We start from the raw sequence: 24,131 nt of genomic DNA on the forward strand, positions 1-24,131 counted from the left end.
GGTCGGGGGTGTCGGGGAGTGAAGGCCCGCGACGACGAAAGGGGCGACCGCGCCCGGGCGGGCGGGGCGGATGAGCGTGTTGATGGGTGTGTGAACGCCCTGTGTGGTGGCGGAGGGCGATCAACGACGGTCTTGGGTGTGGACCGCTCGCGGCTGCGCTAGAGCGCTTTATTAGCGCGCTCTAGTGGCATGACTATGGAGCCGCCTGCGAGGGTTGTCAACGGGTTTGTCAGGACGTATCGACAAGGCTCTCACGCCGACCGGCGCGGCGGCGGCGGCGTCGCCGCGGCGGCCGGGTGGTCCAGGTGGGCGGTGAACCAGTCGCGGGCCAGCCGCGCGACCGTGTCCAGGGCGCCGGGCTCCTCGAAGAGGTGGGTGGCGCCGGGGACGACGGCGATCTGGTGCGGGCAGTGCATACGGTCGGCGGCGAGCCGGTTGAGGCTGAGCACCCGGGTGTCCCGGCTGCCCACGATGAGCAGCACCGGTGCCCGCACCCCGGTCAGCGCGTCGGGCGCGGCCAGGTCGGGTCGGCCGCCGCGGGAGACGACCGCGCGGATGTCGGAGCCGGGCAGGGCGGCGGCCTCCAGGGCGGCGGCGGCCCCGGTGCTGGCCCCGAAGTAGGCGACGGGCAGGGCGGTTTCACGGCTCACCCACTGGGCGGCGGCGTGCAGCCGCTGGGCGAGCAGGGGGATGTCGAAGACATGGGACGGGTCGCCCGACTCGCCGTCGGTGAGCAGGTCGAGCAGCAGGGTGGCCAGGCCCGCCCGGTTGAGCATCGTCGCGACATGCCGGTTGCGGGGGCTGTGGCGGCTGCTTCCGCTGCCGTGCGCGAACGCCACGACCGCCTGCGCCCCGTCCGGTACGACCAGCCGCGCACCGAGCTGCACCCCGCCGGCCGGCACCGTCACCTCGCGGTTCGGCGGCGGGTCGGCGGGGGAGTGGGCGGCCTCGGCGAGCAGGGAGACGACCTCCCTGTCCGAGGTCTGAGTGAAGTCGTCGTACCAAGCGCCCACCGAGCCGAGGACCGGCACCGTCTCCGGGCAGATCACCTCGTCGGCCACCTGCCGCAGCCCGGCGACCGTGCTGCTCGGCCCGACCGGCACGGCGAGCACGACCCGGCCCGCGCCCTGGCCGCGAACCACCCGGCAGGCGGCCTCGGCGGTGGCGCCGGTGGCCAGACCGTCGTCCACCACCACAGCCGTACGCCCGGTGACCGGCAGCGGAGCGCGCCCCTGCCGGTAGCTGCGCACCCGCCGGTCCAGTTCGGCCCGCTCGGCCTTCTCCACATCGGCCTGCTGGGCGGAGTCCAGCCCGGCCTCGCTCAGCACGTCCCGGTTCAGCACCCGGACGCCGTGCTCGCCGATCGCCCCGAAGCCCAGTTCCGGCTGCCAGGGCACGCCCAGCTTGCGCACCACCAGCACATCCAGCGGCGCGTCGAGCGCCCGCGCAACCTCGTACGCCACCGGCACCCCGCCCCGCGGCAGCCCCAGCACCACCACGTCCTGGTCGCGCAGCTGCTCCAGGTGTCCGGACAGCTGACGCCCGGCCGACCTGCGGTCGTCGTAACGCATACGCCGCCTCCCCGCACGCACCACGGCCCGACGGTCCCCGACCGCCGTGCCGCGGCGACGAGTTGTGCCCTCAGTCGCCGTCGCAGCGCACCGCTGAGGGTGGCGACGCGGGCGTTCAGGTCCCGGCCCGGGACCGTGGCCGCCTGCCGCACAGCCCTCGGCGGCGGGAGAGCGTCCCTTCCCTTTCAGGCTACGACTCCGGGGCTGGGAGGGGTGGGGCGGGCGGTCCGGAGCCTGGTGTGGACAGGGGTGGGCATGTGTCGGGCGCGGGGGCCGGATGGTCGGGGTGTGGGTGTGGGTGTGGGTGTGGGTGGGGGTGTCGGGGGTGGTTTCGATGCGCGGCCATGCGGCGAATGTCCGGTCGGCCGACGCGCGGCCGACCGCAGCGGGTGGCGTCCCGCGAAGTGGAGTAGCGGCGCGGAGTTCATGACTGCGCAGGTCAGCACAGCTGTGTGCTCGACGCTGGACAGGATTGCGGCGTAGCCGCCCGTGAGCGGCGTGGACGGCTGTGCGGAGGACCGGCGGCCGGCGTCGGCACGGTGAACGCCACCTCCGCCCGCCCGGCCGACGGGCCGGTGCTTTCCCCCGGCGCGCCGAGCGGAGCCGCGCGGTCCGCATGACTGCACCACGCCACGGGGCACCACCCCGCAGCGCCCGGTGCCCGGCCCGCCCTGTCTCGTGCGCGGCCGGAATGTCTTACGAAAGCCTTACGCGCCCGGCCCGGACGACACCCCGCCCCTACGATCGCAGCGTGCTGACCCTCCGCCGTATCGCCCTTGTCGCCGCCGCGCCGCTCCTGCTGGCCGCGGCGGGCCTCGCTCACCCGACAGGCCTGTCCAGGGCGACCGCCGCGCACTGGGAGGACCTGCACATCGCGCTGCTGCCGGTCTTCCCGCTGCTTGCCGTCGGTCTCCTCGTACCGCTGTGGCGGCGGCCCCGCCGGGATCTCACGGGGTACGCGACCGTCGTGGCGTGGGCGGGCTGCTTCGGTTACGCCGCCTTCTACACGGGGCTCGACGCGGTCGCCGGGATCGCCGCCGGAACCGCCGTCGAGCACACCGCAGCGGGCGCGAGCATCGGACCTGTCAAGCGCCCGCTCTACGCGACGGGGGAGGCGCTCGGTGCGGCGGGTGCCTACGCCCTGATCGGCGCCGTCGTGGCCACGGCGGTCGCGCTCTTCCCCCGGTACGGCGTCCGGGTCCTGCCCGGCACGGCAGTGCTAGTCGCGGCCGGCTGGTCCTTCACGGACAGCCACATCTTCTGGCCGCGTGGCGTGTGGACGATGGTCGGTTTCGCCCTGGGGTTCGCGCTGCTCGCCCTGGGCACGGCGAGGAGCCCATCCGGCGACTGACAGGGCCAGGTCAGGCCGGGGCCCGGCGATATCCTCCCGTCAGGAGAACGACTGGATCGCCGCCCGCCTCACCCGCGCCGGCGCGGAACTCGGCACCGGCGTCACGGACGAGGGCGACCGCCTCGCCGTCGCCTGGACCGGGTAGCCCGGCCAGGTCCGTGAAATCCCGTCGCCCGGCGCGTCGACCCGTGGATACGGTTCCCCTTCCGCCACCCGTCGCCCCAGGAGCCGTCCGTGCCCGCCGTTCCCCCGTCTCGCCTGGCCCTCCTCGGCGGAGGCTTCTCCACCGACGAGGACGGACTGCTGGACGAATGGATGCTGGGGCATGCGCGCACCGACCGGCCCAAGGTGGGCTTCCTGCCCACCGCCAGCGGTGACGCCCCCGCGTACATCGAGCGGTTCCTCGCCGCGTTCCGGGCCCGCCCGGACTGTGAGCCGTCCGTTCTGCCGCTGTTCCGGCGGGAGTTGGGCGGCGACGAGCTGCGCACATACCTGCTGGCGCAGGACGTCGTCTATGTGGGCGGCGGCAACACGGCGAACCTCCTCGCGGTGTGGCGCACCCATGGCGTGGACCGGCTGCTGCGGGAGGCCTACGACCGCGGCACGCTGCTGTGCGGCATCAGCGCCGGCGCCAACTGCTGGGCCGAGGGCTCGCACACCGACTCCTTCGGCCCGCTCACCTTCCTCCCGGACGGACTGGGGCTGCTGCCCGGCTCGGTCTGCCCGCACTACGACAGCGAACCCGGGCGCCGGCCCTCCTACCGGGCCGCCGTGGCGAGGGGCGCGCTGCCCGCCGGGTGGGCTCTGGACGACGGTGCCGGAGCGCTGTTCACGGAGGGCCGGCTGACGGAGACCGTGGCCCGGGCTCCGGGGGCGTTCGTGTACCGGGTGGAGCCGGACGGTGTGACCGGGGGCGCCCAGGAGCGCGCGCTGCCGTGTCGTCTCCTGCCGGGTGGCCTCGATGCCCGAGGCTCACGGCCATGACCGCTTCCAGGACGCTCGCGACCGCCGACGACATACACGCCCACCTGGTCGAGCAGTTGAACCATGCGCTGCGTCGGCCGGGGATGTTCGGCGGCGAGACCGCCCTGTGGCTGCTCTTCGACCACCTGCTGTTCGCGGAGGGACAGCCCACGGCGTGGGACGAGGAGAGGGGCCGTCTGGCAGAGCGGGGATGCTGGAACGCCCTCGGCGTCCAGGGCGTCTTCCAGCGGCTGATTCCGGGCCGGAACCACGAGTACGGCGTGGCCTCGGTCTACGCCGAGTTCGCCCACCGGCGCGGCTGGCTCCGGCCGGACCGGGTCCTCGACGCGGAGACGTACGACGCCCTCGTCGCCCGGGCCCGTCAGTGGGCCGGCGAGGACCGGTGGTGGTCGGAAGTGGTCGCCGAATTCGGGGAACCCTCCGTCCTGTTCGGCGGGAACAACCCCCTGTACGGCAAGACCCTCGGCTACCTCACCGAGGACCCCGGCCGCCCGATCGTGTTCTTCCATCTCTGGAACGGCAGCCTGGACGGAACCGAGCCCTCCTGGCCCCCCGCGCACGAGGAACCGCTCCTGTTCGCGGTCCGCTTCGGCGACGGCCCGTTCCCCGAGACCTTCACCTTCACCCCCGCAGGGCTGCGGCTCCGCCCCGCACCCGAGGCGGCCCCCTGCGCTCAGTCGCGCCCCGCGCCCTGATAGAGGTCCAGTTCCCCCTCCAACTCGACGGCCAGCACGGTCGCGTACGGATCGACATCGGCCGGTTCCGGCGCGTCGATCCATGTCACGCCGGGCACCTCGTGCAGCCCGCCGATGACCCGGTGCCCCAGTTCCGCACCTGTGCCGAGCACCGTCACCCGGCGGATGCGGTTGCGCAGGCCGCGGACGGACAGTGTCTCGCGTGGGGCGTCGAAGCACATCAGGTACAGCATGCGGCGGTCCGGCGACAGTGTGCTCGGGCCGTAGTGGTGCCCGGCCGGCAGCCCGGCGACCGTGCCGTACACCGCCTCGGAATGCCGTGCGATCCACTCCCCCAGACCCTCCAGGCGCTCGGCCTGTTCCTCCGGGATCGTGCCGTCCTCCCGCGGACCGACGTCGAGCAGGAGATTGCCGCCCATGCCGATCGTCTCCGTGAAGTAACGGACCAGCTGGCGCACCGACTTGTGGTTGTGGTCCTGATGCTGGAAGCCCCACGAGTCGTTGACCGTCAGGCACAACTCCCAAGGCCCGTCCGGCGCTTGCAACGGCACCCCCTGCTCGGGCGTCGCATAGTCGCCGTGACTCAGCATGCGCGCGTTGAGGACCGTGTCCGGGTTGCCCGTCAGGATCCGCTCGGCCAGCGCCCGCATGCCCCATTGCTCCTCGGCGCGCTCCCACTCGCCGTCGAACCACAGCAGGTCGGGGCGGAACCGGTCGACCAGCTCGCCGACCTGCGCGTCGCGGTAGCCGAGGAAGCGCGCCCAGGCCCTCGGGTCCTCCTCGCCGGGTGCCGCGTCGGAGTAGTCGGGGTTCAGGGGCGCGTCGCCGGGGTCGGGGTGCCGGGTGGTCGCGTAGTCGGGGTGGTTCCAGTCGGAGTGGGAGTAGTAGAGGCCGACCTTGAGGTCCCGCTCGCGCAGCGCGGCCACGTACGGAGCGACCAGATCGCGGCCCGCCGGGGTGTGCCGGACGACGTTCAGGTCGCCGTGCGCGGTGTCCCACAGGGCAACCCCGTCATGGTGACGTGCCGTCAGAACGGCGTACCGGGCGCCGGCGCGGGCGAACAGGCCGGCCCAGTCGCGTGGTTCGTAGCGTGACGCGGTGAATCCGTCGAGCTGCTTCATGTACCGCTCGTGGGAGACCTGTCCGGTGTAGAAGGACCAGGACTCCGGCACTCCGTCGACGGCGTAGATGCCGTAGTGGAGGAAGACGCCCAGCTTGGCGTCGCGGAACCAGGGGTGCATCGGCATACGGCCACGCTAGGCCGAACCGGCCGTCGGGCGCGTGGGCCAAGGTCACCACTACTGGTCCGTTTTCACCACGGGCGCCCTCCCCGAGCGGCGCGGACGGATGCGCGAACCCTTTACGCCTGGTCTGGAGGGCGGGGACCGCCCGCCGGATCTGGTTGAGCCGCTGGAGGTGCTTGACCAGCGGCTGCGCGAGCGTGGTCGCGACCTCACCGCTCGCCGAGCCGACCTTGCCGAAGTCGGTGGCGGTGACGTTGCCTTGGAGGTGGTCGCGGGCCAGTACTCCACCGACGGCATCAGCGGCTCGATGTCCTTCAAACGCCGCTACACCAGCGGCAGTTCGGACAGCTTCGCACTCGTCACCGTCACCGGAGCCGCCGCCTGCACCGGCATTCCCAACGGCACCTACACGGACGCCGTCACCGGAGACGTGAAGACCGTGACCGACGGCAGGCTGTCCGTGTCCGCGCCCGGCAAGGGCAACCTGCGGGTGTACGTGCTCAACGGCCCCGGCAAGATCGGAACGGACGGTCCCTACCTCAAGTAGTTGGCGTTATCCGGTGGGTACGGGAGTGGTGGTTGCCGTGTTGAATCACCCGTATCGCGACACGTACGGACGTCCCCACACGTCAGGAGGCACCGTGATCGCCGCTCCCGAACCCGCACTCACCGAAGACGACGTGATCGAACGGGCCGCGCACCTGCGGCCCGTGCTGCTCGAACGCCAGCCGGAGACCGAACGGCTGACGCACTACCCCAAGGACACCCACGACGACTTCCTGCGGGCCGGTGTCTACCGCATCCTGCAGCCGCGCCGGTACGGCGGCTACGAGTTCGGCCTGCCCGCCTTCTACCGCGTCGTCGTCGAGATCGCCCGCGGCTGCCCCTCCACCGGCTGGGCGCTGTCACTCACCGCCGCCCACGTCCTCCAGGTCGCCACCCTCTTCGAGGAGAAGGCGCAGGACGAGATCTTCGGCACCGACGGCGACTTCCGCGCCGCGTCCACGGTCACGCCCGTCGGCGTCGCCCAGCCCGACGGCGACGGCCATGTCGTCCTCGACGGCACCTGGCCGTACTCCTCCGGCGCCCCCTACTCCACCCACTACGTCGGCCAGACACTGCGCGCCCCCGAGAAGCCCGGCGACCCGCCGGGACCGCCGGTGCTGTTCGTGGCCCCGCGCTCGGTGTGGACGGTGCTCGACGACTGGCACGGCGTCCTCGGCCTGCGCGGCAGCGGCTCCAACAGCATCCACATGGAACAGGCCCGCATCCCCACGTACCTCACCCGCGAGGCGAGCCTGCTCGACCTGCCGGTCGAGGGCGGCAGCGCCGGCTCCGAACTGCACGGCAACCCGATGTACGCCGGGCGGGCGCCGAGCTTCTTCCACGGCGAACTCGCCGCCATCATGATCGGCACCGCGTACGCCGCCGCCGACGAGTACGCCCGGATCGTCGCCGCCCGCCCCCTCACCCTGGAACCCGACCGCACCCGGGCCGATCTCCACGACTACCAGCGGCACCTGGGCGAAGCCCTGGGCCTGATCCACACGGCCCACGCGGCGCTGCGGCAGACCGCCGAGGACTGGATGGAGACCTGCCGCCGCAACGCAGACGGAACGGCCCCCTTCACCCTCGCCGAGGACAACCGCCTCGCCCTCACCTTCCTGCACGCCGGGCGCCTGGCCTGGGACGTACTGCAGGGCAGCCTCTTCCGCACCGCCGGCTCCCGGCACGCCCGCGACGGCGAGCGGATGCAGCGCTACTTCCGGGACGCGGCCACGTACTGGACGCATGTCGGCGCCAGTATGGCCGAGCCCCTCGCCCGCCGGGTCGGCCGCGACCGCCTCGGTCTGCCCTCGGCGGACATCCCGCTGATTCCCTGACCTGGGCATGAATGCTCCGCTCCGGATCGGGTACGCGAGCAGGACCGCGCTCGGGGCGGACCGCGCCCCGGACAGGCCGCACGACCGCCGCTATCAGGGGACTCATCAGCCATGGACACACCCGCGCACGACAACACCGCCACCCCGGCCCGACGGGCGCTGGACGCCCTGGCCGACAACACCGAGGACATGGCGGCACTGCACACGCTCGCGATCAGCGAGGTCCTGGTGCCCGTGCCGGACGACGTCGACGAGGCGGACGCCGCCGATCCCGCCGCGGTGGCACTGCCCGTCATCGAGCAGCCGGGCGGTGAGCCGACGGTGCCCGTGTTCACCTCGGAGCCCGCGATGGCCGAGCTGCTGCCGTTCGTCCACCGCTACCGCCTGGTGCCCCTCGGCGCACTCGCCGCACAGTGGCCCGCCGACGACCTGGCCCTCAGCATCGACGCCGGCTCCCCGCACCCGCTGACGCTCACGTCGGAGGGCGTACGCACCCTGCTGGCACAGGCGTAGCCCCCCTGTGGGGCGGGCCCGGCCACCGGTGATACCGAGGGGGAGCAGCCGGGCCCCGGAAGGGCGCGGGCCGCTCCCGCTCCCGCACCCGGGCACACGAAGAGGATGAGCAGCACCGACGCCGCTCATCCCCGGTCCGTGCGACTGCCTTCCCCAGACGATAGGACCGCTCGGCCGTCCTGTCGCTCCGCGAAGCGCGGCACCTCTCCGCAAAACGCGACGGATTCCCGACGTACACCCTCAGAACGAAGCCCCATCGACAGGCGGCGTCCGCGACAGTCGTCACCCCCGGCGCCGAGGCCAGGAGCTGCTCGCGGGTCCGCTGCAGGCGCACCTCACGGACGTACGCCATCGGTGACATCCCGACGTACCTGCTGAACGCCTCCTGCGGGGTGCGCACCCCCACCTGTGCGATCGCCGCGAGCGGCAACGCGTCGTACACGTGCTGACCCCGTCGACTCCGTCCTCTGCCACGGCCGAAGGCGATCCCGGACCCCGGTACTGGACGATCTGCTCGCCACGGCGGACTGGGCCGTACTGGACGGAGCCCGTTCCACACCCGGCCCGTACGGGCGGTCCCCGGCGGATCCAGACCCACCTGAGCCACACGAACCCGCTGGTCGACCCCGCCGCACCGGCCGACGCGCTGGCGTCGGAGGCGGGGGCCGATGTCCTCCCGGACGCAACGGAGTTCGTGCTCTAGTCGCCCAGCATCCGGGCCAGCGCGTCCCGCTGCAGCGGCAGGACCTCGGCGTGCAGCGCGCGCCCCTTGCGGGTCAGGGTCACCCACACGCCGCGCCGGTCCTCCACGCACACCGAACGCTCGACCAGACCGTCCTTTTCCAGCCGACCGATCAGCCGGGAGAGCGCGCTCTGGCTGAGGTGCACCCGGCCGACGAGGTTCTGTACCCGGCACTGGTCGCCCTCCTGGGGCGACTCGGTGACGAGGATGTCGAGCACCTCGAAGTCACTCGCGCCCAGGCCGTGCGGGTGCAGCACACGGTCGATCTCGTTCATCGTGCGCGCGTGCACCGACAGGATGTCCCGCCACCGTTGCTCGAGCCCTGCGCCGGCCGTCTCGACTGCCATACCGGCACGGTAACACCGATCCAGCCAGTGGTTGAGTGTGCAACTAGTGCATGTGCAATCGGGCGGGGGTGCTAGGCGGCCGGTTCCTGCGCCAGTCCGACCAGATTGCCGTCCGCGTCCTTCACCGAGGCGATCAGCTTGCCGCCGCCCACGTCCTGCACGTCCTGCAGCAGCTCGGCCCCTGCCTCCAGCAGCGCGGCGAGCGTCGCCCTGATGTCGTCCACGTGCCAGTAGGGCACCGGGCCGGTCATGCCCTTGGCGTGTCCGTTGGGGTCGAGGCCGACGTCCTGGCCCGCGTCCTTGAAGCCGACGTAGTACGGCTCGTCCGCGTACGGTTCCGTCTTCAGCAGGGCGCTGAACAGGGCCTTCGCCCGGGCGAGGTCCTTGACGGGGTAAACGATCACCTTGAGGCCGGCGGTCATGGCGTACTCCTGTGTGCTGCGTGGACCGACGGATTTCGTCGGTGGTTTCACGCTAGGACGGGGGAGCGGTGCCTGGCTTCTTCAATCCTGACCGGATGACGAGCGACGGGGTGCTGCCCGGCCTGGCAGCACCCCTCGCTCGTCATCCGGTTACGCGGTCACGTCGACTCCCGCTTCACCAGTTCCGTCGGCAGGATCACCGCCGCCGGGTCCTCACCGCCGATCTGGGCGAGCAGCACCCGCACCATCTCGGCGCTGATGCGGTCGTAGGGCTGGCGGATGGTGGTGAGCTGGGGGCGGGCGGCGAGCGCGGCCGACGAGTCGTCGAAGCCGCCGACCGCGACGTCCTGCGGCACCCGGCGTCCCGCCCGCTCCAGGGCCGTCAGCACACCCTGTGCCATCAGGTCGGACGCGACGAACACCGCGTCCAGGTCGGGAGCCTGCGCGAGCAGACGCTCGGCGCCCGCCTCACCGCTGGCCCGGCTGTAGTCGCCGGACACGACGAGCCGGTCGTCGGTCTCGATGCCTGCCTCGGCGAGCACCTCCTTGTAGCCCGCGAGCCGCTCGACACCGCCGGGCGTGTCCAGCGGACCGGTGACCACGCCGATGCGGCGGCGGCCCAGCGACAGCAGGTGGCGCACCATGTCCCGGGCGCCGTCCCGGTCGTCCGCCGCCACGTAACTCACCTTGGAGCCCAGGCCGATCGGCTTGCCGCACGCGACGAGCGGCACGCCCGCCTCCCGCAGTTCCTCGGCGACCGGATCGCCGGAGTGGCTGGAGACCAGCAGCACCCCGTCGACGTGCCCCGCCGTGATGTACCGCGTTATGCGGCGCCGTTCGTCCTCGGTCCCGGCCAGCATCAGCAGGAGGGGAATGTCGTGCGCGGCGAGCGCCTGCGTACAGCCGCGCAGCAGGACATTGAAGTTGGGGTCCTCGAAGAACCTCTCCTGAGGTTCGGTCAACAGGAAGCCGATCGAGTCCGAACGCCCCGTGATCAGCGAGCGGGCGTGCCGGTTCACGACGTAGCCCGTCTTGCGGATCGCGGCGTTGACCGCTTCCTGCGCCGTCGGGCTGACGTAGTGCCCGCCGTTGAGCACGCGTGAGACGGTGCCGCGTGAGACGCCTGCCTCGCGCGCCACGTCGTGGATCGTCGGCGGTCTGCGCCGGCCCCCCGTATTGCTCATGGTCATGACTTTACGGCTCCGGAGAGGAGATCGAGGCTCCAGAAGCGCTGGATGACCAGGAAGAGCGCGACCAGCGGGATGACGGCGAGGAACGCGCCGGTGATCACCAGGGTGTACAGCGCGGGCGTGTTGGCGCCCTGCTCGAGCAGCGTGTACAGACCGAGCGTGATCGGGAACTTCTCGTCGTCGCTGAGCATGATGTACGGCAACAGGAAGTTGTTCCAGATCGCCACGAACTGGAACAGGAACACCGTCACCATGCCGGGCACCATCATCGGCAGCGCGACCCGGGTGAAGATCCGCCACTCGCTCGCGCCGTCCATCCGCCCGGCCTCGACCACGTCGGCGGGCACGGCGGCGGCCGCGTAGATCCGCGAGAGGTAGACGCCGTACGGCGAGAGGATCTGCGGCAGCAGCACCGACAGGTACGAGTCCGTCAGGTCCGCCTTCGCCAGCAGCAGGTACTGCGGGATGGCGAGGATGATCGGCGGCATCAGCACGCCCGCGAGCAGGACGTTGAACATCGTCTCGCGGCCGCGGAAGCGGTAGATCGCGAGCGCGTACCCGCTGAACGCCGACACACACGTCGACAGCAGGGCGCCGAGAACGGCGTACAGGGCGGAGTTGCCCATCCACTGCCAGTACACGCCGTCGCGGTAGGCGCTCAGGTCCGAGAAGTTGTCGGCGAACCCGGACCCCGGCAGGAAGGTGAACGTGGAGAACAGCTCACTGCCGGACTTCGTCGCCGCGATCACCACCCACGCCACGGGCAGCAGGCAGTACACCGCACCCAGCAGGAGCGTGATCGTCGGGACCAGCGCGATCCGCCGGCGCAGCGGCGGGCGGTCCTGGGCCGTGCCGGGTGTCGTGCCCGCGGCCGTGTCGGCCTTGCCGACGGCAAGAGAACTCATCGTGCTGCCTCCTGCTTCTGGCGACGGTTCGCGGCCCGCAGGAAGCCGAAGGACAGCAGCAGCGTGGCGAGGGCGATGATCGTGGCCTGGGCGGCCGCCGCGTAGATGTCGCCCTTGCCGAAGGCGTCCTGGTACACCTTCATCAGCGGACTCCAGGTCGTGGACACGGAGTTGGTGAGCGGCTTGAGGGTGGTCGGTTCGTTGAACACCTGGAGCGTCGCGATGATCGAGAAGAAGAAGGTCAGCACCAGCGACGGCGCCACCATCGGGACCTTGATCCGCAGTGCGATCTGCAGCGGCGTGGCACCGTCCAGCTTGGCCGCCTCGTACACCTCGGCCGGGATCGCCTGCAGCGAGGTGTAGATGACGATCATGTTGAAGCCGGTGCCGCCCCACACGGCGATGTTCGACAGGGCGAGATACAGCGGACCGCCGTCCAGCAGGTCCGGCTGCGGCAGGTCCAGCCGGTCGAGCACGAAGTGGAACGGGCTCACGTCCGGCAGGTACAGGAAGCCCCACAGCAGGGCCGCCACGACGCCGGGAATGGCGTACGGCAGGAAGATCGCGAGCCGGGTGAAGGGGGCGAGCCGCACCTTGTCGGAGTCGAGCATCAGCGCGAACAGCAGGGCCAGGCCCAGCATGACCGGGACCACGATGCAGCCGTAGCCCAGCACGCGCAGCGCGCCGTCGATCAGCTCGCTGTCGGTGAGGGCGTCGCTGTAGTTCCGGAAACCGGCCCAGACCTCCTTGCGGGCACCGGCGCCCAGGCCGAGCCCGGAGACCTTGACCTTGCGGAAGCTGAGCCAGACCGCGTACCCGATGGGCAGCGCGAAGAACAGGGTGAAGAGGACCGTTGCGGGAATGAGGAAGGCGTACGGGGCCCCCTTGACCCCGTACGACTGCCGGCGTCCGCTGGTCACTCGGAGACCTCGAAGCCCTGCTTCTCGAGGTCGGCGACCGTGTCGTCCTGCATGGTGTTCAGGGCGGTCACGAAGTCGGACTTGTTCTTGGCGGCGGAGCCGAAGGCGTCCTTGAAGGTCGTGTAGGCGACGTTCACGTTCGGGCCCCAGGCGGACGGCGCGGTGGTCTTCGCGATCTCGGCGGCCTTGGTGTAGAAGTCCGGCTGGTTCGAGAAGAACTCCGGCGGGTTGGCGAAGGCGCCGCTGGTCTGGGCGTTCGTGGCGGCCGGGTAGATGCCGCTCTCCTTCGCCAGCGCCTGCAGGGCCGCGTCGTCGGTGTTCAGCCAGGCGGCGAACTTCGCGGCGGCCGCCTGGTGCTTGGAGTCGGTGGTGACGGCGGTGGAAGAACCGCCCCAGCTGCCGGTGACGTTCTCGGACTCCGACCACTGGGGGAGCGGGGCCATGGCCCACTTGCCCTTGGTCTCGGGCGCGGCTGTGGTCAGCGTGCCCGGGGCCCACACGGCGCTGACCCAGGCGATCTGCTTGCCGGTGTTGAGCGCCTTGTTCCAGGGCGGTGTGTACATCGGCTGGTTGTCGATGGCGCCCTCCTTGACGAGGTCGCCCCAGAACTTGGCGACCTTCTGGGAGGCGGCGTCATTGATGCCGACCTTCCACTTGTCGCCCTCGGTGGTCCACCACTTGGCGCCGGCCTGCTGGGCCAGGCCCGCGAAGAGGCCGGAGTCGTTGGCGGAGAAGGTGGTGAGGTCCTTGTCCGGGGCCTTCTTCTTCAGCGCGCGGGCCGTCTCGGCGAACTCTTCCCAGGTGGTCGGGACCTTCAGGCCGTACTGCTTGAAGAGGTCCTCGCGGTAGTAGAACATCATCGGCCCGATGTCCTGCGGGACCGCGTAGACCGCGTCCGTGCCCAGCGTCGTCTGCTGCCACACCCCGTCGGCGAACTTGCTCTTCGCGTCGCCGACGTCCTTCGATATGTCGGCGAGCACGTCATTGCTGACCAGCGTCGGCAGCACCTGGTACTCGGCCTGGACCAGGTCGGGAGCCTTGCCGGCCTTGTGCGCGGTGAGGATCTTGGTGACCAGCGTGTCGCCGCCCGCCTGCTTCTTCGCCGTGACCGTGATCTGGTCCTTCTTGCCCGGGCCCTTGTTCCACAGGTCGACGACCTTGTCCATGCCGGGCGTCCAGGTCCAGTACGTCAGCGAGACAGGACCGGAGTCGGCCTCGCTGTCGCCGTCGGACGAGCCGCAGGCGGCGAGTGCGGTGGCGCCGAGGGCGACGGCGACGGTGGTGGCTGCACTCTTGGAAAAGAGCCGGCGGCGCTTAGTGATGGGCATGGATCTCTCCCCTGACCTGGGGTCCCCGCCTGCTGCGAGGACCTGCCATGCTTCTGTGAGCGTTCACAGTAGAGAAACATCCCGGACGCTTGTCAATGGTTGTTGCCGTGCGGTTATGTTGGGCTCGCACCGGTGCCGCTGTGTGTGCACGTTCCCAACTGATCGATCAATCGGGAGACATTCCATGCCGGAGACCACCCCCACGGGCCTCACCAGGCTCGCCTTCGGTGGGGACTACAACCCCGAGCAGTGGCCGGAGAGCGTCTGGCAGGAAGACGTCCGGCTGATGCGGGAGGCCGGCGTCACCATGGTGAGTGTCGGAATCTTCTCCTGGGCGCTCCTGGAGCCCACACACGGGGTGTACGACTTCGGCTGGCTCGACCGCCTCCTCGACCTGCTGCACGAGAACGGCGTCCGCGTCGACCTCGGCACATCGACAGTGGCACCCCCGGTCTGGTTCTACCGGGAGCACCCCGAGGCGCTGCCCGTGACGCCGGCGGGCGTACGGTACGAGTTCGGCTCCCGTGCCGCGATCTGCCACAGCAACGCGGACTACCGCGCCGCCGCCGCCGACATCACCACCCGGCTCGCCGAGCGCTACGCCGACCACCCCGCCCTGGCGATGTGGCACGTGCACAACGAGTACGGCGTCCCCGTCTCGGCCTGCTACTGCGACTCCTGCACCGCCCACTTCCGCCGCTGGCTGGAGTCGACGTACGGGACGGTCGACAGCGTCAACGAGGCCTGGGGCACCGCCTTCTGGGGCCAGCGCTACACCGACTTCGAGCAGATCAACCCGCCGCGCGCCACGCCCACCGTCGGCAACCCGGCCCAGGCCCTCGACTACAAGCGGTTCGCCGACGCCACCATGCGCGAGAACTTCGTGATGGAGCGCGACATCCTGCACCGCCTCTCGCCCGGCATCCCGGTCACCACGAACTTCATGACCGCGCTCAGCCAGTGCGACTCCGTCGACTACTGGGCCTGGGGCCGCGAGGTCGACATCGTCACCAACGACCACTACCTGATCACCGACGGCCGCCGCACCCACGTGAACCTGGCGATGGCCGCCGACCTCACCCGCTCCGTCGCGGGCGGCGCCCCCTGGCTGCTGCTCGAACACTCCACCTCGGGTATCAACTGGCAGGCCCGCAACCCCGCCAAGGCCCCCGGCCAGATGGCCCGCAACTCCCTCGGCCATGTGGCGCGCGGCTCCGACGGCGCCATGTTCTTCCAGTGGCGGCAGTCCCGGCGCGGCGCCGAGAAGTTCCACTCGGCGATGGTCCCGCACGGCGGCACCGACACGCGCGTGTGGCGCGAGGTCGTCGAACTGGGCGCCTCCCTGGACTCGTTGAGCACCGTCCGCGGCACCCGTACCCAGGGCGACGTGGCCGTCCTGTGGGACTGGCACTCCTGGTGGGCGCAGAACCTCGCCTGGCGCCCCAGTGAGGACCACGACCCGCGCGAGCGCGCCGACGCCTTCTATGAGGCCCTCTACGACCGCCACCTCACCGTCGACTTCGCTCACCCGGAGGCCGACCTGTCGCGGTACCCGCTGGTCGTCGTGCCGGCGCTGTACCTGATGACGGAGGCGGCCGGCCGCAACGTCACGGCGTACGTCGAGAACGGCGGCACCCTCGTCGTCTCGTTCTTCTCCGGCATCGTCGACGAGCACGACGCCGTGCACGAGGGCGCCTACCCCGGCCCGCTGCGGGACGTCCTCGGCCTCACCATCGAGGAGTTCTCGCCGCTGCTCCAGGGCCAGTTGGCGCGCATCACCGGCCCGGACGGCTCCGAGCTCGCCGGTGACGTGTGGACCGAGTTCGTGGTCCCGCGCGGCGCCGAGACCGTCTGGACGTACGCCGACGGGCTCACCGCCGGCCACCCGGCCGTCACTCGGAACCGCCTCGGCGAGGGCACCGCCTGGTACGTCTCCACCCGCCTGGGCGCCGAGGGCCTCGACGCGCTGCTGGGCTGGGCCGTCGAGGACGCGCGGATCGCCCCGCACGTCGACCTGCCCCGAGACGTGGAACTCGTGCGCCGCACCGGCGAGTCCGGCACCTACCTGTTCGCGATCAACCACACCGCGTCGGACGCCAAGGTGCCGCTGGAGGCCCACGGCACCGAGCTGCTCACCGGCGAACGCGCCGCGGGCCGCATCGAGGTCCCCGCGGGAGCCGTCCGGGTCGTACGACTCGACGGCTGAGCCGACTCCCCTCCGCCCGTGCGAGCCGCCGGTGCCGCGGGCGGAGGGGTTCCTCACCGCCGTGGTGAGGCCCCCTCACCGCTTGGCGAGGGACACCCCCAACCCCATACGTCGAAGGGACGACGGACGACGATGTTCCATCCCAGACGCACCCTCCAAGCCCTGCTGCTGCCGCTCACCGCGGGGCTCGCCCTCACCGCCCTGCCCGCGCCGACCGCCACGGCCGCCAGCACGCTCACCAACGGCGGCTTCGAATCCGACGGCGCAGGCGCGGCCGCCCCCGCCGGCTGGTCGGAGTACGGCTCGACCGCCGCCTCGTTCAGCGAGGCCGGCGGCCGCAGCGGGAGCTACCGGCTGAGCCACTGGGCGTCCTCCGCCTACAAGGTGGAGACGTACCAGTACCTGTCCGGGCTGACCAACGGGAACTACAAGCTCACCGCGTGGGTCCGCTCCGGCGGCGGCCAGAAGTCCGCCTACATATCCCTCAAGAACTGCGGCGGCACCGAGCAGCGCACCGACCTCCCGGTCTCCGCGAGCGGGTGGATCCGTATCGTCGTGCCGGTCAACGTGACCAACAACCAGTGCACCATCAGCATCAACAGTGACGCGAACGCCGGCAACTGGATCAATGTTGACGACCTGACCTTCGCGTCCGGCACGTCCGGTCTGTCGATCAAGGGTTCCGACGTCTCGTCGCTCGCCAAGAGCGAGGCCAGGGGCGGCGTCTACCGGACGAGCTCCGGCTCGACCGGCGACGCGCTCGCCATCCTCAAGTCCGCCGGCCAGAACTACGCGCGCCTGAAGGTCTGGGTGAACCCGGCCGACGGCTACAACAACAAGACCCGCGTCCTCGCGATGGCCAAGCGCGTCAAGGCGCGGGGCATGAAGCTGCTGGTCGACTTCCACTACTCGGACACCTGGGCCGACCCGGGCGCCCAGAGCAAGCCGGCCGCCTGGGCGGGCCACTCGTACAGCCAGCTCAGGACCGACGTGTACAACCACACGTACGACGTGCTCAACGCGCTCAAGGCGCAGGGCACCACCGCCGACATGGTCCAGGTCGGCAACGAGATCAACGGCGGCATGCTGTGGAACGAGGGCTCCACCAACAACTGGTCGCAGCTCGCCGGTCTGCTCAACTCCGGCTACGACGCGGTCAAGGCGGTCAACTCGTCGACGACCGTGGCACTGCACCTCGCCAAGGGCGGTGACCTCTCCGGCACCCGCTGGTGGTTCGACAGCGCGGTGTCCAACGGCGTGAAGTTCGACGTCATCGGCCTGTCCTACTACGGCTACTGGCACGGCACGCTCTACGACTTCCAGACCACGCTGGACGACGCGGCCTCCCGCTACGGCAAGCGGGTCTTCGTCGCCGAGACGGCCTACCCGTTCCGGCTGGACAGCGAGGACTCGCACGAGAACATCATCGACACCAGTGGTGAGCTCGTCTCCGGCTACCCGGCCTCGACGGCCGGCCAGACGCGGTGGATGAAGGACATCGCCAGCATCGTGGAGGCCGTCCCTAACGGTCGCGGCCTCGGCGTCTTCTACTGGGAGCCGACCTGGACCGCCGTCTCCGGCAACGGCTGGGACCCGACCGACGCGTCCTCCGGCAACGGCTGGGAGAACCAGGCCCTGTTCGGCTACGACGACCGGGCGCTGTCCTCCATGTCGTGGTTCGGCCACCGGTGATCCCGTGAGGTGACAAGGGGGCCCGGTCGCACGCCGGCGACCGGGCCTCTCGGACGCCCCCTTCGCGCACGACCGTTCGGTATCGGACAAGGGCCGATGAGCCCCGTGCACGGCGGCTTCGAGTGCGCCACAGTGGGAAGACGCACCGTGAGGAGGCGTGTACGGAGGGGGACGAAATGCTGAGGACCGGCGTAAGCGAGAGGCGCCTGGACATCTTGGAGTGGCTGAAGGATCCGGCTGTCGAGGACGGCGTCACCGCGGCTGCTGTTGCCGAGAAGCTCGGTGTGTCCCGGCAGGTCGCTGAGACGGACCTCGGGCTGCTCGCGGACATTGGACTGCTGCGCACGAAGCGGATTCGCCGACGTACCTATTACCGGCGCGACGAGATGCGGATCGCTGAGGTGGCGCGCATGTTTGAGAAGGGCTGGTAGCCCAGGCGTCGTAGGGGGTTCTCTCGTGCGGCGGCTGCGGGCCTGTGGGGGTTGATCGCGCCCACGTGGCGGAGCCGCATATCAAGCACAGCCCCGCCAAAGGGGCGCCTCACCTGGCCCCGCCTCGAAGTGACCCGGGTCGGGGGCTGGAGTTACCCTGATCCCCGGCCGCGATCTCCCCCGCGGCGCGGTGGTGGGGCCCGCCGTACCCGAACCGTGGCAGTGGTGCCGCCAACGGTCCCTGCTTGCGAAGGCGCGCGCCCGTATGTCCGGGCCCCGGCGAGTAGGAGACGTACGGCCATGACAGTCCCGGAGACCGAGAGCCTCCGTGCCCGGCCCCGGCCCGCACGGGCGTCTGTCTGGCGGGGCCAGGGGTCGATCGTCCTGGTGGTCGCGCTCGGTGGTGGTGTCGGTGCCACGGCACGGTATGCCGCCTCGCTGTGGTGGCCTGCCCAGGTCGGCGGATTCCCCTGGGCGACCTTCTGGACCAACGTCGTCGGCTGCGCCGTGATCGGCGTGTTCATGGTGGTCATCACCGATGTGTGGGCCGCCCACAAGCTCGTCCGCCCCTTCTTCGGCACCGGCGTGCTCGGCGGCTTCACCACCTTCTCGACGTACGCCGTCGACATCCAGAAGCTCGTTGACACCGGCCACCCCCGCACCGGGCTGGCCTACCTCGCCGCGACCCTGCTCGCGGCGCTCACGGCGGTGTGGCTCGCGGTCGCGGTCACCCGCCGCGTCCTGAAGCGGAGGCAGTCATGACGAGGCTGACCGGCAGTGCCCTGCGCGTCACCGTCTTCATCGGCGAGAACGACACCTGGCACCACAAGCCCCTCTACACCGAGATCGTGCACCGCGCCCACCGGGCCGGCCTCGCCGGTGCCAGCGTCTTCCGCGGTATCGAGGGCTTCGGCGCCTCCTCCCTCATCCACACCTCGCGGCTGCTGTCCCTGAGCGAGGACCTGCCGGTCGCGATCGTGATCGTCGACACCGAGGAGCGGGTACGGGCCTTTCTGCCCGAGCTTGACGAACTCGTCTCCGAAGGGCTCGTGATCCTCGACGACTGTGAGGTCATCCGGTACGCGGGCCGGGGCGACGATCCCGGCGAATCGGACGGAGAGGGTAAGAACTCGTTGTGAACTGGCTGCTGGTCGTCGCGGGCGCCATGGTCGGCGCCCCGCTCCGGTACCTCACCGACCGGGTGGTGCAGTCCCGGCACGATTCGGTGTTCCCCTGGGGCACCTTCGCGGTCAACGTCACCGGCTGTCTGGTCCTCGGTCTGCTGACCGGTGCTGCGGTCGCGGGCGCTGCGAGCTCCCACCTCCAGCTGCTGCTGGGCACCGGCCTGTGCGGGGCCCTGACCACGTATTCGACCTTCTCGTACGAGACCCTGCGGCTGACCGAGACGGGGGCCGGTCTCTACGCCGCCGCCAATATCGTCGGCAGTGTGATGGCGGGGCTGGGCGCGGCGTTCGTCGGGGTGTTGATCGCCCAGACGGTGTGGGCGTAGCGCGGACGACGTCACACCCGTGGCTGGTAGGACTGGGCGCGCCCCTGTCGACCTCGCCCCCGGAACTGGATCCCATGAGCGCCATCTCCGTCGGTCAGGCCGTGCTGCTTGGAGCCGTCGAGGGGGTGACCGAGTTCCTTCCCGTCTCCTCGACCGGCCATCTGAAGATCGTCGAGGGGCTGATGGGCATCCCCGTCGACGACGACGCCGTGGTCGGGTTCTCGGCCGTCATCCAGGTCGGCGCGATCGCCGCCGTGCTCGGACGCTCTCGGCACCGGAGTGGGGGCGGCCCCGCTGATCGTCGGCACCGCCGTCCCCTTCGTCGTCGCCTACGCCTCCATCTCCTGGCTGCTGAAGTTCGTCGCCAGACACTCCTTCAACGCCTTCGTGATCTACCGCATCGTCGTCGGCGTGCTGCTTCTCGGCCTGCTGGCCACGGGCGTCCTCAGCAGTTGACGGGCGCCGGGGTGTGAAGCCGCATTTCATCCTTCACGCCCCATGAATTTCTCCATACACGCGCCTTGACAGCACCCGCCCGGCACCCGGAGTATCACTCCCGTGAACCTGTCAGACAGCCAGACAGCCAGTCAGGGCCCGCGGCGCGTCAGCGCCATGGAAGCGGTGCTCGGGCATCTGCGCGGTGCCATCGAGCGCGGCGAGTACGCCGTAGGGGACAAGCTCCCCTCCGAGGCCGAGCTCTGCCGCACCCTGGAGATCAGTCGGCCCGTGCTGCGCGAGGCCCTGCGGGCCCTGCAGACCATGGGCCTGACCGTCTCCAAGACCGGCAAGGGCACCTTCGTCGTCGCCAGCACCGTCGAGGACCCCACCTTCGGCGACTACGCGGCCAGCGACCTGCTGGAGGTGCGCCGGCACGTCGAGATCCCGGTCGCCGGGTACGCGGCGGTGCGCCGCACCCCGGAGAACCTCGACCATCTGGCCCACCTGCTGGACCGCATGGAACGGGAGACGGACACCACCGCGTGGGTCGCCATGGACACCCTCTTCCATCTGGCCGTGGCCGAGGCAGCCCAGAACCCGGTCTTCCGCCGGGTGATCGAGGAGATCCGGGACGCGCTGGCCCGCCAGTCCGCCTTCCTCAACGAACTGGGCGGCCGCCGCGAGCAGTCCAACCGCGAGCACCGGGCGATCGTCGAGGCGCTGATCGACGGTTCCGAACACGACGCGACCGAGGCCATGGCCCACCACCTCGACCGCGTCGAGACCACCCTCACCCACATCGTGCGCCCGGCGCACGGTGACTCCCCCACAACGGAAGGCGGACCCGAGGCGTGAGCGAGCAGCACCTCCGGCAGGAGACGCGCAAACCGGCCGCGCACGTGGACGCCGGCGACGCGGGCTACAGCAAGTCCCTCAAGTCCCGGCACGTCAACATGATCGCCATCGGCGGCGCCATCGGCACCGGCCTCTTCCTCGGCGCCGGCGGCCGCCTCGCCGACGCCGGCCCGTCCCTGTTCATCGCCTACGCGGTCTGCGGACTGTTCGCCTTCCTCGTCGTGCGCGCCCTCGGCGAACTCGTCCTGTACCGGCCGTCCTCCGGCGCCTTCGTGTCGTACGCCCGCGAATTCATGGGCGAGAAGGGCGCGTACACCGCGGGCTGGATGTACTTCCTCAACTGGGCCACCACCGGCATCGCCGACATCACCGCGGTCGCCACCTACACCCACTACTGGGGCATGTTCTCCGACGTCCCGCAGTGGGTGATCGCACTGATCGCGCTCGCCGTCGTCCTCACCGTGAACCTGATCTCGGTGAAGATCTTCGGCGAACTGGAGTTCTGGTTCGCCATCGTCAAGGTCAGCGCGCTGGTGATCTTCATGCTGATCGGCATCTTCCTGCTGGTCACCCAGCAGCCCGTCGACGGCACCACCCCCGGCCCGTCCCTGATCACCGACCACGGCGGCGTCTTCCCCAACGGCCTGCTGCCCATGCTGCTGATCATCCAGGGCGTCGTCTTCGCCTACGCCTCCGTCGAACTGGTCGGCGTCGCGGCGGGCGAGACCGAGAACCCCGAGAAGATCATGCCGAAGGCGATCAACTCGATCATGTGGCGCGTCGGTCTGTTCTACGTCGGCTCGGTGGTCCTGCTGTCGATGCTGCTGCCGTGGAACAGGTACACGGCCGGCGAGAGCCCCTTCGTCACCGTGCTCTCCAACATCGGCATCCCGGCGGCCGGCGGCGTGATGAACCTCGTCGTCCTCACCGCGGCCATGTCCTCGCTCAACTCCGGCCTGTACTCCACCGGCCGCATCCTGCGCTCCATGGCGATGTCCGGCTCCGCCCCGAAGTTCACCTCGGTGATGAGCCGCAGCCAGGTCCCGTACGGCGGCATCCTGCTCACCAGCGGTATCTGTGTGCTGGGTGTCGGCCTCAACTTCGTCGTCCCCGCCGACGCGTTCGAGATCGTCCTGAACTTCGCCGCGCTCGGCATCCTCGCCACCTGGGGCATGATCATGATCTGTCACCTGCTCTTCTGGCAGAAGACCCAGAAGGGCGAGCTCACCCGCCCCGGCTACCGTCTGCCGGGCTCCCCCTGGACCGAACTCGTGACGCTGGCCTTCCTCGCCTCCGTCCTGGTCCTCATGTACGCCGACGGCGGCGCCGGCCGCACCACCGTGCTGTGCCTGCCGCTGATCGCCGGAGCACTGGTCGCCGGATGGTTCGCCATCCGCCGCAACGCAGCGCGCAAGTCCACCACCGGAGCCGACGCGTGAACCGCGCCCCGGCCCATGAAACACAGGCAGTGATGTTCAGAAGTTCCCTCGCGGACGCACCCCTCGTCCGCGAACCCCTGCACGCACCCGTCGCCCACCTGATACGCGGCGGGGTGATCGAGGGCATCCACTACGGCTCCGTCGTCGTCCTCGGCGCCGACGGCGAGGTCCAGTTCCAGCTCGGCGACATCGAGGCCGCCTTCTACCCGCGCTCGGCGCTCAAGCCCGTCCAGGCCGTCGCCATGGTGCGGGCCGGGCTCCCGCTCGACGGCGACCTGCTCTCGCTCACCGCGGCCAGCCACTCCGGCGAGGAACGCCACCTCGCCGGTACCCGGCGCATCCTGGAGCTCGCCGAACTCACCGAGGACGACCTGCGTAACGTCATGGACATGCCGTTCGACCCGGTCGTCCGGGACGACTGGGTGCGCGAGGGCCGGATGCCCTCCCGGCTCGCCCAGAACTGCTCCGGCAAGCACGCGGCCATGCTGTACACCTGCAAGCTCAACGGCTGGTCCCTGGACGACTACCTCGACCCCGGCCACCCGCTCCAGCAGGCCATCGCGGAGATCGTCGAGGACCTCACCGGGCAGCGCATCGCGCAGGTGACGGTGGACGGTTGCGGGGCGCCTCTCTTCTCCGTGTCCCTGCACGGCCTCGCCCGCGCCGCCGCCCGCATCACCACCGCCGCGCCCGGCATCCCGGAGGCACGCGTGGCGGACGCGATGCGCGAGCACGCCGAGATGGCGTCCGGCTCCGGGCGGGACGTGGCCGCGCTGATGCGGGCCGTGCCGGGGCTGCTCGCCAAGGACGGGTTCGAGGGCGTGCAGGTGGCTGCCCTGCCCGACGGCCGGGCCGTTGCCGTGAAGATCGCCGACGGCGCCAACCGGGCCCGCGTCCCGGTCGCCGCGGCGGCGCTGGCGCGCGTCGGCGTCGACCCCGTGCTGCTCACGGAGTTCGGCGGTGAGGCGCTGCTCGGCGGCGGGCGCCCGGTGGGCAGCATCCGTCCGGTGCGGGCGTTGGATCCCGTGGCTGTGTCGGTCTGATGTGACTTCGGTTTCGTCTTCTACTGCGGGCCCTATGTGGCTGGTCGCGCCCGCGCGGCGGTAGCCGAATGTCGATAACGCCCCGCGCCCCTGAAGGGGCGCTCGCCCTCATCCCTCTCAGAAAGAGGAACCGTTTCCTCATGACCGCCGTCACCCGTAGCGAACACGACCTGCTCGGCTACCGCGACATACCCGTCGACGCGTACTGGGGTGTTCACACCTTGCGCGCCACGGAGAACTTCCCCATCACCGGGACGCCGATCTCCGCCTACCCGCACCTCATCGACGCGCTGGCCGCCGTCAAGGAGGCCGCCGCTCGCGCCAACGAGGAACTCGGCCTGCTGGACCCGAAGAAGGCCGCCGCCATCGTCGAGGCCTGCCGGGAGATCCGCGACGGCAAGCTGCACGACCAGTTCGTCGTC

The 24,131-nt window shown here is 70.7% G+C and carries 24 protein-coding genes and 2 pseudogenes; 17 read left to right on the forward strand and 9 right to left on the reverse strand.

Annotation, left to right across the window (positions count from 1 at the left end):
- Positions 1–251 precede the first annotated feature (251 nt).
- Positions 252–1,571 (reverse strand): phosphoribosyltransferase, encoded by a 1,320-nt coding sequence (locus tag AQJ91_RS46775; RefSeq protein ID WP_067035998.1) that lies wholly within the window; start codon positions 1,569–1,571, stop codon positions 252–254.
- Between the two features lie 751 nt (positions 1,572–2,322).
- Here AQJ91_RS46775 and AQJ91_RS46780 point away from each other — a divergent pair.
- The 3 genes from AQJ91_RS46780 to AQJ91_RS46790 all read left to right on the forward strand — a co-directional run bounded on the left by AQJ91_RS46780 (position 2,323) and on the right by AQJ91_RS46790 (position 4,601).
- Positions 2,323–2,922, forward strand: coding sequence for a hypothetical protein (locus tag AQJ91_RS46780; RefSeq protein ID WP_067036001.1), 600 nt, complete (start codon positions 2,323–2,325; stop codon positions 2,920–2,922).
- Positions 2,923–3,156: 234 nt separating this feature from the next.
- The gene (locus tag AQJ91_RS46785; protein ID WP_067036004.1) at positions 3,157–3,906 is read left to right on the forward strand and encodes a Type 1 glutamine amidotransferase-like domain-containing protein; all 750 of its coding nucleotides are present in this window, start codon (positions 3,157–3,159) and stop codon (positions 3,904–3,906) included.
- Entirely contained in the window at positions 3,903–4,601 is a 699-nt protein-coding gene (locus tag AQJ91_RS46790; RefSeq protein ID WP_067036006.1) for a hypothetical protein, read from the forward strand. Before AQJ91_RS46785 ends, AQJ91_RS46790 begins: the two co-directional genes overlap by 4 nt.
- Here the strand turns inward: AQJ91_RS46790 and AQJ91_RS46795 are convergent.
- Positions 4,580–5,848, reverse strand: coding sequence for an alpha-L-fucosidase (locus tag AQJ91_RS46795; RefSeq protein ID WP_067036008.1), 1,269 nt, complete (start codon positions 5,846–5,848; stop codon positions 4,580–4,582). The genes AQJ91_RS46790 and AQJ91_RS46795 overlap by 22 nt on opposite strands.
- Before the next feature lie 271 nt (positions 5,849–6,119).
- On the opposite strand from AQJ91_RS46795, the pseudogene AQJ91_RS46800 reads away from it, so the two are divergent.
- The 3 genes and pseudogenes from AQJ91_RS46800 to AQJ91_RS46810 form a co-directional block, all read left to right on the forward strand.
- A pseudogene (locus AQJ91_RS46800) lies at positions 6,120–6,392 on the forward strand (hypothetical protein); the annotation flags it as partial.
- A gap of 94 nt (positions 6,393–6,486) precedes the next feature.
- Complete coding sequence (locus AQJ91_RS46805) at positions 6,487–7,728, forward strand: acyl-CoA dehydrogenase family protein (protein ID WP_067036014.1); 1,242 nt, start codon at positions 6,487–6,489, stop codon at positions 7,726–7,728.
- A 111-nt stretch (positions 7,729–7,839) separates the two neighbouring features.
- Entirely contained in the window at positions 7,840–8,241 is a 402-nt protein-coding gene (locus tag AQJ91_RS46810; RefSeq protein WP_067036017.1) for an SseB family protein, read from the forward strand.
- On the opposite strand, the gene AQJ91_RS58015 is transcribed toward AQJ91_RS46810, so the two are convergent.
- The 7 genes from AQJ91_RS58015 to AQJ91_RS46845 form a co-directional block, all read right to left on the reverse strand.
- The gene (locus AQJ91_RS58015; RefSeq protein WP_324618067.1) at positions 8,201–9,055 is read right to left on the reverse strand and encodes a helix-turn-helix domain-containing protein; all 855 of its coding nucleotides are present in this window, start codon (positions 9,053–9,055) and stop codon (positions 8,201–8,203) included. The two genes, AQJ91_RS46810 and AQJ91_RS58015, sit on opposite strands and share 41 nt — an antisense overlap.
- Complete coding sequence (locus tag AQJ91_RS46820; protein ID WP_067036023.1) at positions 8,941–9,330, reverse strand: MarR family winged helix-turn-helix transcriptional regulator; 390 nt, start codon at positions 9,328–9,330, stop codon at positions 8,941–8,943. Before AQJ91_RS46820 ends, AQJ91_RS58015 begins: the two co-directional genes overlap by 115 nt.
- Positions 9,331–9,401: 71 nt before the next feature.
- Complete coding sequence (locus AQJ91_RS46825; RefSeq protein ID WP_067036026.1) at positions 9,402–9,752, reverse strand: VOC family protein; 351 nt, start codon at positions 9,750–9,752, stop codon at positions 9,402–9,404.
- Between the two features lie 158 nt (positions 9,753–9,910).
- Positions 9,911–10,942, reverse strand: coding sequence for a LacI family DNA-binding transcriptional regulator (locus tag AQJ91_RS46830; RefSeq protein ID WP_067036028.1), 1,032 nt, complete (start codon positions 10,940–10,942; stop codon positions 9,911–9,913).
- Positions 10,939–11,847, reverse strand: a complete 909-nt coding sequence (locus AQJ91_RS46835; RefSeq protein ID WP_067036031.1) for a carbohydrate ABC transporter permease — start codon at positions 11,845–11,847, stop codon at positions 10,939–10,941. Before AQJ91_RS46835 ends, AQJ91_RS46830 begins: the two co-directional genes overlap by 4 nt.
- A complete protein-coding gene (locus AQJ91_RS46840) occupies positions 11,844–12,767 on the reverse strand; it encodes a carbohydrate ABC transporter permease (RefSeq protein ID WP_067036034.1) in 924 nt (307 codons plus the stop codon). The genes AQJ91_RS46835 and AQJ91_RS46840 overlap by 4 nt, the downstream gene beginning before the upstream one ends.
- Positions 12,764–14,095, reverse strand: a complete 1,332-nt coding sequence (locus tag AQJ91_RS46845) for an ABC transporter substrate-binding protein (RefSeq protein WP_067036036.1) — start codon at positions 14,093–14,095, stop codon at positions 12,764–12,766. The genes AQJ91_RS46840 and AQJ91_RS46845 overlap by 4 nt, the downstream gene beginning before the upstream one ends.
- A 184-nt stretch (positions 14,096–14,279) precedes the next feature.
- Here AQJ91_RS46845 and AQJ91_RS46850 point away from each other — a divergent pair, with 184 nt between their 5' ends.
- The 11 genes and pseudogenes from AQJ91_RS46850 to AQJ91_RS46900 form a co-directional block, all read left to right on the forward strand.
- Complete coding sequence (locus AQJ91_RS46850) at positions 14,280–16,301, forward strand: beta-galactosidase (RefSeq protein ID WP_067036038.1); 2,022 nt, start codon at positions 14,280–14,282, stop codon at positions 16,299–16,301.
- Between the two features lie 132 nt (positions 16,302–16,433).
- On the forward strand, positions 16,434–17,993 hold the full coding sequence (locus tag AQJ91_RS46855; RefSeq protein WP_067036042.1) for a glycoside hydrolase family 53 protein: 1,560 nt from the start codon (positions 16,434–16,436) through the stop codon (positions 17,991–17,993).
- Positions 17,994–18,169: 176 nt separating this feature from the next.
- Complete coding sequence (locus AQJ91_RS46860) at positions 18,170–18,424, forward strand: helix-turn-helix domain-containing protein (protein ID WP_067036059.1); 255 nt, start codon at positions 18,170–18,172, stop codon at positions 18,422–18,424.
- Between the two features lie 300 nt (positions 18,425–18,724).
- Entirely contained in the window at positions 18,725–19,186 is a 462-nt protein-coding gene (gene crcB, locus AQJ91_RS46865; protein WP_067036044.1) for a fluoride efflux transporter CrcB, read from the forward strand.
- The gene (locus AQJ91_RS46870; RefSeq protein WP_067036047.1) at positions 19,183–19,563 is read left to right on the forward strand and encodes a DUF190 domain-containing protein; all 381 of its coding nucleotides are present in this window, start codon (positions 19,183–19,185) and stop codon (positions 19,561–19,563) included. The genes crcB (AQJ91_RS46865) and AQJ91_RS46870 overlap by 4 nt, the downstream gene beginning before the upstream one ends.
- The gene (gene crcB / locus AQJ91_RS46875; RefSeq protein WP_067036051.1) at positions 19,560–19,934 is read left to right on the forward strand and encodes a fluoride efflux transporter CrcB; all 375 of its coding nucleotides are present in this window, start codon (positions 19,560–19,562) and stop codon (positions 19,932–19,934) included. The genes AQJ91_RS46870 and crcB (AQJ91_RS46875) overlap by 4 nt, the downstream gene beginning before the upstream one ends.
- A gap of 74 nt (positions 19,935–20,008) precedes the next feature.
- Positions 20,009–20,390, forward strand: a pseudogene (locus AQJ91_RS46880) (undecaprenyl-diphosphate phosphatase).
- Positions 20,391–20,546: 156 nt separating this feature from the next.
- Positions 20,547–21,227, forward strand: coding sequence for a FadR/GntR family transcriptional regulator (locus tag AQJ91_RS46885; RefSeq protein WP_067036062.1), 681 nt, complete (start codon positions 20,547–20,549; stop codon positions 21,225–21,227).
- Complete coding sequence (locus AQJ91_RS46890) at positions 21,224–22,666, forward strand: amino acid permease (RefSeq protein ID WP_067036054.1); 1,443 nt, start codon at positions 21,224–21,226, stop codon at positions 22,664–22,666. The genes AQJ91_RS46885 and AQJ91_RS46890 overlap by 4 nt, the downstream gene beginning before the upstream one ends.
- Before the next feature lie 32 nt (positions 22,667–22,698).
- A complete protein-coding gene (locus AQJ91_RS46895) occupies positions 22,699–23,709 on the forward strand; it encodes an asparaginase (protein ID WP_067036057.1) in 1,011 nt (336 codons plus the stop codon).
- Between the two features lie 140 nt (positions 23,710–23,849).
- Positions 23,850–24,131 (forward strand): lyase family protein (locus AQJ91_RS46900; RefSeq protein ID WP_267891320.1); only part of this gene is annotated, 282 nt, incomplete at its 3' end.

Origin of the sequence: Streptomyces dysideae (assembly GCF_001514305.1) — a bacterium.
In the GTDB taxonomy this organism is placed as follows: Bacteria; Actinomycetota; Actinomycetes; order Streptomycetales; family Streptomycetaceae; genus Streptomyces; species Streptomyces dysideae.